The sequence below is a fragment of the Ruminococcus flavefaciens genome (genome assembly GCF_900116855.1).
In the GTDB taxonomy this organism is placed as follows: domain Bacteria; phylum Bacillota; class Clostridia; order Oscillospirales; family Ruminococcaceae; genus Ruminococcus; species Ruminococcus flavefaciens_R.
Genome location: NZ_UETD01000015.1, coordinates 72,537 through 85,261 on the forward strand (window position 1 = coordinate 72,537; position 12,725 = coordinate 85,261).

General features: G+C 39.6%; 7 protein-coding genes. 1 reads left to right on the plus strand and 6 read right to left on the minus strand.

The features are described 5' to 3' along the window. The 6 genes from DSZ37_RS15405 to DSZ37_RS15430 are packed head-to-tail and all read right to left on the minus strand — an operon-like array spanning window position 1 to window position 9,192. Window positions 1–1,620, minus strand: coding sequence for a DNA cytosine methyltransferase (locus tag DSZ37_RS15405; protein ID WP_109727751.1), 1,620 nt, complete (start codon window positions 1,618–1,620; stop codon window positions 1–3). 19 nt (window positions 1,621–1,639) lie between these two features. Further along, window positions 1,640–3,760, minus strand: a complete 2,121-nt coding sequence (locus DSZ37_RS15410; RefSeq protein ID WP_109727752.1) for an AIPR family protein — start codon at window positions 3,758–3,760, stop codon at window positions 1,640–1,642. Between the two features lie 23 nt (window positions 3,761–3,783). Next, a complete protein-coding gene (locus DSZ37_RS15415; RefSeq protein WP_109727753.1) occupies window positions 3,784–4,722 on the minus strand; it encodes a PD-(D/E)XK motif protein in 939 nt (312 codons plus the stop codon). Then, on the minus strand, window positions 4,709–7,468 hold the full coding sequence (locus tag DSZ37_RS15420) for a Z1 domain-containing protein (protein WP_242978645.1): 2,760 nt from the start codon (window positions 7,466–7,468) through the stop codon (window positions 4,709–4,711). Before DSZ37_RS15420 ends, DSZ37_RS15415 begins: the two co-directional genes overlap by 14 nt. Then, window positions 7,461–8,936, minus strand: coding sequence for an ATP-binding protein (locus tag DSZ37_RS15425; protein ID WP_109727754.1), 1,476 nt, complete (start codon window positions 8,934–8,936; stop codon window positions 7,461–7,463). Before DSZ37_RS15425 ends, DSZ37_RS15420 begins: the two co-directional genes overlap by 8 nt. 19 nt (window positions 8,937–8,955) lie before the next feature. Further along, window positions 8,956–9,192 (minus strand): methionyl-tRNA formyltransferase, encoded by a 237-nt coding sequence (locus DSZ37_RS15430; RefSeq protein ID WP_109727755.1) that lies wholly within the window; start codon window positions 9,190–9,192, stop codon window positions 8,956–8,958. Between the two features lie 1,736 nt (window positions 9,193–10,928). Here DSZ37_RS15430 and DSZ37_RS15435 point away from each other — a divergent pair. Next, window positions 10,929–12,710: a hypothetical protein gene (locus DSZ37_RS15435; RefSeq protein WP_109727756.1), complete on the plus strand. Its 1,782-nt coding sequence runs from the start codon at window positions 10,929–10,931 to the stop codon at window positions 12,708–12,710. Window positions 12,711–12,725 lie beyond the last annotated feature (15 nt).

Consider the following 12,725-nt stretch of genomic DNA (forward strand, 5'->3'; position numbering starts at 1 on the left):
TCATTTTTGTTTTAAAAGCTTTGCCAGTTTTTTTGCAATTGCATAGGCCATTATTGGAGGGACGGCATTGCCGACTTGCTGGTATTGTACATCCTTAGTTCCGCAAAAAACAAAGCTGTCCGGGAAGGTTTGGAGGCGAGCTGCTTCACGAACACTTATTGCTCTATTTTTAGTAGGATGAATCCACATTGATTTTCTTACATTAACAACTGTTCCGCTTGGCTCATCATATTGAAGTCTAATATAGATAGTGCTTTGAGTTCTTTGAGGATCAGTATAAGTATTAGATTTCATTTCGTCTGATAGAGAGTGAAAATTCTGTCCTTGACCTATTGCTTCAAAGCGCTTCAGCGCAGTTTCGGTTGTAGCTGTAATGATGTGGTTCATAACCAAGTCAGTATCATGAAGTTTCTTTGCAAGATCAGACATATTTGGAGTATCATTTAATGTTCTGCCAATGTCATCAGTCACCGTTATAAAAGGTTCAACTTCTTCCAAATCCCCAATAGCGTCCCGAACTGTTTTGTACTCATCTTCGTCAAATTTTGGCTTTGGCAATACCGCTTTATTTGAAATGCTCTTTTTTATTCCCATAACAACAAAACGCATTCGTTTTTGAGGAGCTCCATAATCTGCTGCACATAAAACATTATCTTTGAGAATATATCCATTTTCATCGGATTCTAAAACTGACTTTACATAATCAAATACCGCAAAAGACCGTATAACAGCTGACAAGCCATTTTCTGTCCTGTATTCGTCAACAAGCAAGTTGTTATCAAATATTTCGAGTGTTTTGCTTAACATTCTCTGAATCATTATAGCGGGCTCAATTGCTTCTTTTATGGAGCTTAAGGCTAATGAGCCATTATAATAATTCAGAACTGCATGAAATGCGTTGCATGATACGCCTTTTATGTAATCATCAATATTTTCATTTTCATTAATAAATGTTTCGGATAGCTTTGATATCTTTTTCTTATGATTAGTTAATACTTTTTTGAATTTTTCGGCTGCTTTAGAAGAATTATTACTCTTGGCAGATTTATAGATTATATTTAGTTCGGAGTATAGTTCATTATCCCAAATACGTTCAACAACAGCGTATCTATCTTCGATAATATCAAGCATACCATCAAAGGCGAACTTCTCGTCAAGCAGTTTTAAAGGAGTAGTTTTCACTTTAATATTATACTTTTTGATGAGGTTTTCATCGCCCTTTTCTAAATAAAATCTATGTACATCGGATTTAAGCATACTTACATTTTCCATAATAAATGCTTTAGGCTGAAGTTCAACTATTGCTCTAACATACTGCTTTACTAGCATATTATTTTGGCTAACTGCAGTATTTTTTTGTCTGTTTGCGTTTGAAAAACCTTGACAAGGAGGACCACCTATTACTACATCTATATTGCCGTATTTGCTTTTTATTTCGTTGTAATCTGCAGCGCATACATCACCTCTAACATCTACTTTAGGATGATTGCGGCGGTATGTTTCCTGCATATTTGGATTGTTTTCAAATGCAACCTTAATGTCATACTTTCCGGTTTTTACAAATCCAAGACTAAGTCCGCCTGCACCTGCAAATAAATCAACTACTTTATATTTACCCATGTTGTTTATCACCTATTATTTATTTTAGTTTCGGAGGGAAACCTTCTCCAACAGCTTTTTCGCGCAGTGACAGCAAACTTTTGCATTGTCTGTCATCTGGGAAATAACCCATAGACATCTTTATCGTAATGCTGAGAGCTTTTGCTTCAGTAGCTGTTGCTAAATTGTGCTGCTTGATCCAGATATTTAATTGTTTCCAGTATTCTTCACCGAGTTCGAGTACACTTTTTTGTGAATCAATAGTATTCTCAATTTTACGAAGCTCTCTTGCTTCGCGTTTAGTATTTTTCTCTTCTTCATATCCTTGAAGAATAGCATTTAATCCGTTTACAGGGAGGATGTCTATATTTTTAATCTTTTCCCAGCAAGCAGCTTGTTTACACCACTGTGTAACATTTTCTACAGGCCTATCATCAGCTGTAATGGAATAATAGACTTTTTCAGCTATAATCATCATTTGTGTTATTAACACATCCGGACACTTTTGTTTTTGCCAGATTTTCTGCAAGTCAATTGTTTTTTCAGGAAACCATTCGTGAATCAAATGATGAAGCAGTGCGGTAGAATATGCTACTATATTTGCTTTATAACCACCCTCATACCATTCCTGTTTAGGTATAAGTTTATCAGTAGTTCGATAAATTATGACTAATGATATAGCATTCATAAAATAATTATCATTAAAATCATCTTTTTTTGTTTCCCACTGTGCTTCGGTTCTTTTAGCAAATTCGGAAAAGTTAGATTCCGCTCCCTTGCTGACAATATGAGGAAATTCATCCCAAGCACTAAGAACTTTCGCTAAATCAGTTTTTGTCACAACTTGGTCCTTAGGATTTTGTGTTGCAAATTTCCTTTCTTCAGACTTTGTCATATTCATGGTTGCTTGTATATACTGACCTCTTGCGCGTTCGTAGAACCAGTGAGTTTCATGCTGTGCACCATCTTTTGCAGGAGCAAACTTACGCCTTGAAATTTGTTCCAACCTAATGTGATATTCATGAGTTGAAAAGAAATCAGCGGGTTTGATTTGATTTTGGCTGTTGGCGCTTTTAGAGATAACCGGCACCATGGTAGCTGCCAATTCTGGTTTAACTTGCGTTAGCTTCATCAAAACAAACACTTTAGATAAGTCGGCACCATTGCTTCGTCTTACCGATGAGAGCGTTGCAGTTGTTTGACCGCCGTTTACAATCTGGAGGTCTTTAGCAAAAATCAGTCTCCCATTTTCAACAACTGTTTCAATAGCGGTTGCGGCTAAGCCGTTGTTGTAAACAAAGAATCGCTCTGGCTCATTTAACACCGTATTTCTAATATCTTTGTTGACTCCGCGTTTACCTAAAAAAGATCGAACATTACCTTCAAGCATTCTGCTTCCGTATTCATCATAAAGATCCGCAATGACATTTCCAGGAACAGTACAAAGATAGCTTGTACATTCATCATTGCTTTCACCAGAGTTTGCAAGAAGACAAGGAACGCCTCCTTCTATATAATCATTGAAATTGATTTCGATTTCTTCGTGTCCGTTTCCGTTGCCAAAAATTCTGTAAAATCTTGGCATATCCCATATTCGGTATTCAACTTCAATATCGAGTATCGGTTCTGCATCAAGTACACCAGTTCGTTTGCTCTTTTTTCGTTTTGATGATGTACCTTCAGAGATGTTAGCTCTCTCACTAAGAGACATATCCGTTAAGAGAATGACTACAAATTTTGAAATATACTTTGCCTGATCGGCTATGTATGAGGCAAGATCATAGGCAGCAGTGCTGATTTCAATTCTTGATGCAAGATCATGTTCGATAGCATTGGAAGCAAAGGCTCTGCATCTATCTAATGTTGTTTTTGCTTCACTGCCTATAAGAGTTTCACTTTCAGTACTGCCAGAAAAAGCCGCAACGAGTAAATAAAAAGCTCCATCGTGCTCATCAAACGCGTAACCATTAACGTTTAATGCAGCATTTCTATATCCGCTGCCTTGATAGTAGCAGGGAGTGTATTCAGGAAGGACATCTCCTTCAAACAGCTTAAGAGCACATATTTTTACAAAACTCGCTACAGTTCCATTTGCTTCGCTTTCTTCTGTTGCAAGAGTATCTTCAAGGAAATCTTTTCTGTATTCTTCAAAGTTTTGCATAGTCTTCCCCCCCAATGGAGATTTTAATCTGTTCTCCAGTTTTTTATTGCAGGTATGCTTAGTTCAAAACTTCCGTTAGTGATAGAATTAGGAAGTTCACTGCGTCTAAGTCTCGGAAATGATGTGTTAACTGTGTACTTTTCTAATTCATAACTCTTGTAATATTCTTTTGATGTTTCTTCATCCTTATTATATCCGCAGAATGTAAGCCGATTACTAAAAACAGTTAAAATTCTTTGATCTGTAGCAATAATACGCTCTATTTCCTCGATAAGAGTATTTAATGTAAAAGCACCATTTTCGGATTCTGATGCCCTTTCTATTCTGCATATGATAAGCAGACCATCATCTGATATATCAAGCTGATCAAGAGATGATATAGTTATGGTGTCTTTGCTTAACGATACGGTTTTGACTTCATACCATACATCTGATAATGTAAAATCTCTATCTGAATATAATGGACCCATCCATCCTTCGACAGAAGCAGCGGCTCCATACTTAGGAATGCATATGTCCTTAAGAACTGTTAATTCACCAATAAGTCCTTTTACCTGATTAGCGTTCATGCCGTTGGAGCGTTCTTTTTCGAACAATTTTTGCCATTTTTTAAATCTGTTTATAACTCGGACAACTCCTGTTTTGTCATCAGGAATGTTATATGAACAGTCAACTAAGTCCCAGCATAAGGCTATAAACATTTCCTTCAAAGAATTATCGGTCAGAGAAAGACAAATTGCATATTTATGATCAGCTCGTTCATTTGCTCTAACCTTTATCTGTTTGCTTGATAACGGCATTTGGGGCAGGTAGGGTGAGATTAACATTATCTGCATATTTTCATCTTCGTCATACGATACAAAAAAACTTAGTGGATGTGCTGGATCGATTCTGCGCCCTACGTTGTTATGGCCGTGAGAATTGACAGATTTCCATAAAGAACTCAACTCAGTCTTCGTCATCGAATTGATCCTCCTCTATCTCATCATCCATAAATTCTCTTTGCTCAACAAGATTAAGATAATATACAGCATACATTGGCTCTGATCCTGCAGATCTTGGGAATCCCATGCCATATCCAACAATTAGATCATTGTTAATGTCAAAATCATCGATAGCATTTTCTGAATCAGGAAGCAAATAGTGAATTATAATGATAGGATTTCTGCCTTTGATGAGATATGCCCTGTCAGGGAAACTCATTTTCTTAAGCTTTTCTTCAGCAGCATTGCCATACTTATTCTCGTATTCACTTCTTTTATATTCGCGGAAAGCATCTTCTGCTTCAGCTTTTTGTTGTTCTGTAAGTCCATATTTAGTTAATCCCATTGTGCCAATTCTAAGTTTTGTTCCATATACACTGTATGGGACGGGTTTTCTTGAGAATGGTCTTTTAGTGGGGCGTATTGGCCAACCGCATATTTTGTGTGATATTTCTGAAGATTTGCTTGTGTATACAAGAACATCCCATGTTTTGAATTCTTCATTCTTTTTAATATAATTTATTAAAGTGTCTGAGTTGGCCTCCATATTCATCGGATGATTGTTATACTTGCTTAAATAATCACAGATGATATCACTTGGAACGTTATTCCAAAACAGAGGCTGTTTACCATTTGCGACTGGATTTCCGCAGTGTGTTATAATGTCTTTCAAGAAGCTGTCAGTTTTGTTGCGATTGCTTCTAATAGTGTCAATATTTGGGCGAAAACGCGGCGTTTCAAAGAAAGTGCCATCTAATGTTATCCAACGCTCAACGCGTTCTGAATGTTTCATTTTATTTTTTGCGGTTATAATAAGAGTTGTTGGATGTGCACGCACCTTTAATCCGAATTCCCTTGGAATAGCTCCAAGACGGGTCATTCTGGATATTTCTTCGCGGAGTTCATTGGATGCCTGTGTTATATGAGCATACCAGCCTATTGCGTCATCAGGCATCCAAATTCTAAACAAATCTTCATATCCAGCTCTATATCCGAACCATCGGCCCATTTGCATCAGAGTATCATACATTTGGGTATTCCTGTGGAAATAACTTACCATCAACCCCTCAAGTGTGAGGCCTCTGGAAAGGCTGAGGCCGCCAACAGCGATAACTCTAAGCCCGGTATCATTATACATAGCATAATCCAGCATCTTTGTACTGCTTTTCTGGTTTATGGTTCTGACTTCAATAGGGGAAACAGCGCTGTAAAGGTATTCTTTTTGAATTGTTTCCCAGGGAATCGCATATTTTTCAAAGAACGGATACTTAGTATTATACCAATCCTCTCTGAGAGCGGCGATAAAAGGATTCTTGCAGGCTTCTTCTTCATCAAGCATACAATAATGCTTGATATCCTGCATGCATTCGAATAACCATTCATTTATTTTTTTGCTGATTTTATCTTGCACTGCTACAAATCGGCTTACGTTAACTAACATTGATCTGTGGGCAGTTTTATCACCGTTAATATCGCGTGCAACATTTGCCAATACGAAGTATCTTAGTGCAGAGTATAAGCTCTCAGGAAGTGAGTTTACAGGAATATCCTGTTTGTGCTTATATGGGAAATAATCACCAGCATCATTAAGGGTTTCCAGCGCTTTAGAATAAGCAGCATCATCGCCAAAAAGCTCGTTGCTGCCTATATAATTTGTTGGAGCATCAAGTGAATATATATAATCTGATGGGAACAGATCATCATTTTCCATCTCTTCAGTTTTTTCCGGAAGAATGAAGATGTTTGCAAAAGGAGTAGCGGTAACTGCAATATACGAACTTGACTTAAATAAGCCGAGCAAAGTTCTGATATGACGGTTGATAGTTGTAGGATTATTGTCATCCTTAGTATTTATAGAGGCATTATCAGCCTCATCATCTATAAGCAGCAGGGGATAATTTATTTTTCCGTTGCTCTTTTTATTATCTTCAAGCCAGCCAATAAGGTTTTCTAAAGTTTTGGCATTTTTCTTTAAAACGAAAACAACAGGTTCCTTTGTCATGTTGTCAAGATTGACATTCATGCTGTTAAGTGTCGCTTTTTTGAAATCGCTTGCTTCCGTAGTGAAACCTGTAGCAAATCTGTTGGCGTCTTTTAAACCAACTCCTTTGCGAAGAGTCTGGCTGTTTCGCTGCAAATAAGCCTTGCTGCTTCGACCTATAAATCCCTCGTCAACACGTTCCTGTGTTTGACGTCTTAAACTTTCAACTGTTCCTGTCAGAAGTATTATTACTCTATATCCGACATCAGCGGCTTTGTTCATGATTGCTATGTAATTCGCTGTTTTACCAGATTGAACATCACCAATGAGCAGACCGCGCCTGTGAAGCGTACCTTCTGATTTAGGATTTCCGGCAAGATCAACTATTTTATCAGATACATTGTCAATTGTTGCAATAATATTAGACGGACGCTGCATATCTTCTTCGAGATATAAAACATATCTGTTCCAATAATACCAGTAATCGCTGCTTTCTTTGGCCTTTAATGCATTGAGCCACGGAGTATAAGGCATTTCAATTGAAATACCTATATCCATTTCAACATCTAAAGCTGATTGCAGTTTTTTTATAACTGCATCTATTTCGGTATCTGTAATATCAGGAAGCATAGGTCTTACCATATTGCATGCCTGCAGCAACTCGTCTTCTTTGGGAGCCCTATTGGGAGCAATAGTGCTTATACATGTTCGAACAAGCTTTTCAAAAAACATTAAATCAGCCATTTTTATTTAACTCCTCTGTAAGAAACTCAACTATTCTTTTATAATTACAAAATGGATCTGTTTGTATCATTATTTGAATTTGCTGACTGCGCAACGGGTTATCCTTAATGTTATTAAGTATAATTTTTGCAAATTCCAAGGCTTCCGCTTCAGCATCTTTTTCTTTTTTGACATTTACCTGCTCTTCATTATTCAAATCAACATACAGCTGATTTAATGGAAGATTTCCTTCAACAAGTTTCAGGTAATTCTCAAGCAATGACTTTTGAGCTGAATCTAAAGATTCACATAGTGTGTTGAGGAAAATATGATCTCGGTTAAGATTATATACGACGCCGTCTCTTATGTGTGTTTTATTCCAAAGATGATTTCCCTTATCACTTATCTCTCGTTTGCCGCGGAAAGTCCAAGCACGTTTGCTTCCTTCTGAAATACGCTCAACAATACGTTCAAGATTCTTTTTTATTACATCTGGAGGAATTGCGGAAGACTTCCTTATATCAAGTGTCCATAAATGATCAAGAGCATTAGGAATATCTACTCTTATTCGGGCTAATTTGGACAATTCGTCTTTCCTGTGAAAGCGAAACCAGGTTCCCCATACTAATAAACGCTTATTTCTGTATATGTAAAAACCTTGATTCTTTGTTAAACCTTCGCTTCCGCCAAGTTCATCTTTTTCTTGACGTGTCAGTTTGCTGATATGAGGCAGCATATAACACGAAACATGGACAGGATGATTTTCAATTATGAATTTTTCATCAGCCTGAAAATTAGTGCTTTTACCGATAAGAAAAGGATCTTTAGGGATGAGCGGCTGCTTATTAATGCTGATAGCAACTTTTTTAATTCCGGTCTCTCCCGATAAATACCTATGAAAAACTAAGGAAAGATGATTTCGCACATAATCCATTTGTTTATTCATTGTTTTATCTGTCGATGTAGTACCTTCAAGCATTCTGTCTAATTTTTCCCATATTACCAATGTACCGTGATCAAGATCTTTTAATTGTGTGGTATATTGAGCGATTTTATTGATGTCCGCCGTTTCAAGCTTAATTAAAGACCATGAACCGTTTCTATAAACTTCGTCCAAATCCCACCTTCGCCCCTCGAGACAGTCCTGCTGTTTAGATATAACTGTCAAACACCGGCATTGTGAAAGAGAAGCAGTTTTTAGACCTAAACCAAATCTTCCTAAATCTGTTTCAGCTCTAACTTTTAATGAACTTTGGCTGCCGTATCTCATAGCATTATCAATTTCTATTTCACTCATTCCTATTCCGTTATCTAATATTGAAACATACGGAACAGCGTCATAAGGAGAGAAAGATATGCTGATTTTATCAGCTGAAGCAGCAATACTATTATCAACAATATCAGCGACAGCCGCTTCTAAATTATAGCCTATAGCTCTTGTAGATTCCATGAGAACAGGTGCGAAAGGGGGCATTTCAATAATTTTCATATTATTAACCTCTATGTGGTCATAGATCTAGTTCTCTACGAATAAGATCAATTAAATATTTAGCTGTTTCTTTGTCTAATTGCAATGACTGACTTATTTTTCCAGGATTTTCACGATCTGATCTTCCATATGTGTCAATTTGAATGTATTTTTCTCCATACATTTCAAACGATGTATACGTTGTATAGACCTTTTCGTGAACAGAGTTCCTTTGTTTCTCAATTTTGTTAATGTTGTTTATATCTAATTGAGCCATATTCGTGCACCTCCAAGCAAAAAAGATAAATATCGCCGCACAATTTGTACAATATCTCAAAATATATTATATCACAAACAGGTTTTTATGTCAACAATGCGAGCTTTGAAATAGCTTGTTTTTGATATTGCGATGTATAAATTAGGGAATGAATTATCGAAGGGGTATAAACCAATTCTTAATATGTCACGAAACTCATAGGCTGTTATCAAATCATTCTATGAGAATAATTGGACGGTGATAATTATTAAAATGAACTATTGCAAAATATGCAACAGTTCAAGAGCAGTGATTACGAGAAGAAAGATGCAAAAATTGCACATTACTCTCGACTTGAGTGTGAGAATAAGGAGGACAGTTGTTGCGTTTTTTGCAACAACTGCAACCGCTATAAAAGAATAATTATTGTACCATCACTTGCAACATAAACAATTGCAGGTGCTGTTTTTTGTGCGTTTATCCAAAGATTTGAAAAATGACTGTGCAAAATGCCTCTCCCATTCCCCTATAAGTAGAGGGCAAAATAATAGGAGCGTATTTCAGGTGCTTGTGCGCAATGCACATTGAGGACCTACCTAAAAAATCGAACATTTGTGCAACCGAACAAAGTTTCTTCAATGCCCTTGACAGAACTTACGTTCTGTGCTATTATGATAATGTCCCTTAATGGGATAGCAGCTTGAAAATTGAATATCAACACATCAGTGTGCAGCAAGACCGGTGCCGGCAAAAACCGACAAGCCGCGAGCTTCCGTACGCCATGACCTCGAAAGAGCGAGCGATAAATGCGTGAAGGCGGTAGGAGAGACTCAGCGAGTCGTGTCAAGGAAGACCAACAGAACTTAGCTGAGTACCTTGGAACTCCCAATTCCAGTTTTGTAGGCTACCGAGCAGTAATTCAACAGCTCGTATTATGTATCCAACGAAACTGCCCATGGGGGCTCCCCACCCGCTCCTATTATGGCAATGACAGCTGGCTTGCGCGCCCATCCGCACGTGCGGCTCTGACTCCGTAAGGGCAGAGAGACAAAGAGCTATGTGAAGGTTGAGGCCGACCTTCGGCTGATGTGTTCCCGGCTTCGGAGGGTGCAGGCGTATGCTTGTAGGAGAATATCAGAAGCCTCGGAATGAGGAAAACGTCATGGCGCATAGTCATGATAAGGTACCTCCGCGGGGGTACGAACCGTCACTTATGATGGTTCAATTGTTAGATGTTTAGTTTACAAAAATGGTGATCAAGGGGCTAACTATGCCATTTTGCAGACTATCGTGCTCGTGTTTAAGTTGATAAAGGCAGAGTAATGCGAAGGCATCACTCTGCCTTTTTATATTGTCAAAAAATAAATTTAAAGCGCACAGTGGTTCGTCACGGACTGCTGTGCGCTTTTTTGTTTGCTCAGGAGGTGAAAAATGATTACATCAGGAACTCCACCATAATATTTGCTAACTTGCTACCAAGAGCGTCTAAATGCCGATATATCTTTACTTCTGCCGATAGCAAAATCGGTAGTTGTTAGTTCTGCGATAGTAAATTGCTAACGCCGGAAAAGCTCTGTATCAGGTGCTTTGACAGTGTTTGGTAGTTTGTTAGTAAAATAATTGAGGCAGGCGCCGTGTCGCGCATTTGTGCGCGATTTGTGCCGCTCTGCGGAGGAAGGAGGAATAACTACACCACCCGAGCTCTCGGAGCGAAATTGAGGGCAAATAAAGCGAGTTTGAAAAGAAAGGATGATAGGATGACCGAAAACTACGACAACAACATTTATAACGAGCCGTACTGTGTCAAAGATGGCTGCCTTTACGAAACAGTCGAGCGGAAGGGAAAGGTCACAATGGTCAGGCTGTGCGATTACGTTCCCGTACTGAAATCTGAGATAACTTTCGATGACGGAAGTGAGTGCCGCAAAGCGTTCGAGGTCGGAGCAGTACATTCCAACGGAACAACAATGCCGACAGTCACAGTCACCGCAGACGAGATGAGCAGCATGAAATGGCTCATAGAGAAGTGGGGCTCGCTGGGTTCGTATTCGCCTGCGAACAATACTCTCGGCAAGATACGTCATGCGATAATGAGCACGAAAGCTGATGTCGAGTTCAGGACGGTGTACAGTCAGACAGGCTGGCGGCAAATAGATAATCGGTACGAGTTTCTGATGCCGTCTGCGGATAGTCAGTTCACCGTGGAGCTGCAAGGCAAGCTGAATGCTTACCATTGGAGCGGAAGTGCCAGTGCGGACAAGCTGTTCTATCTTACAGCAATGCTCGAAAACGGTCTGCTGCCGCAGAGAGTAATGCTTCCGCTGCTTGCGGTAACGTTCCTGTCTCCGTTGGAGCACTTTCTGAAAGCGGCAAGCTGCGAACCGAAATTCATAACTGCACTGGTCGGAAAAACAGGTACGCGCAAGTCAACGACTGCGGCGCTGATGTGTTCGTTCTTCGGGAGCTTCACTGCAAGTACGCTCCCGATGTCGTTTCACGATACGGCAAACAGCATTCTCAGCAACATCTATTCGCTGAAGGACGTTCTCACCTGCGTCGATGACCTGCACCCGAATGGTGTGTACGGCGACTCTGAAATGAAAAGCACTGCGCAGAACCTCGCGCGCTTCTACGGTGACAGAATCGGTCGCGCGAGGCTGAACAGTAAAATAGAGCTGCAGCCGTCACGTCCGCCGACGGGTATGTGTCTTGTCACTGCGGAGTACGTTCCTGAGATTTCTCAGAGCGGTCTTGCGCGATACTTCATCGTCGAGATGAAAGCAGACGACATAGATCTTGCTCTGATGACTGAGTATCAGCAGCTTGCAGCGGACGGAGTGCTTGCGTCGATAATGCACAACTACGTTGACTGGCTGCGCGAAACATATCTCTGCGATGAAAATACTTTCGTGCAGGGCTTGTCAGATACATTCAAAAAATACCGCGCCAAAGTAACAGCGGAGTTGTCTGCAAGGTGTGAAAACTTCCATACAAGAGTTCCCGATACTCTCGCGCATCTGATGATAGGCTTCGACTTTCTGCTTGCGTTCCTGAATTCAAAAGAAGAAATAGGTGTGCAGGACATGGAGAACTACAAGAGCTCTTTCCGGAACATAATAGTTACAAGCTCTGTGCGAAACAACAGCATAGTCGAGAACGAAAACTATTCGTATCAGTTCTGCGACAAGCTGAAAAGTCTGCTCGACAGCGGCAGGTGCAGTGTCAACGTCATTGGCAGCGACTGCGATATGAACCGAAAAGGCTTCATCGGCTTCGATGACGACAACTACTATTACCTAATCATGAATGCGGCGCTGTCAGAGGTGGTGAAGCTGTCGAAGGAAATGGGTGAGAGCTTCTCCATTGGCAAGAATAGTCTGATACAGCAGCTGGTCGATGACGGTATCATGGTGGTGAAGGGTAAACGCAACACGACCACTGTCCGTGTGACCGATGACCGTCAGATGAGCGTTGCGGTGCTTGATAAGTCGAAAATGTCTCCCGATATGGAAGAAGCCCAAAACAACGGAAATCGCTGAGATTTTTGGGTTGCA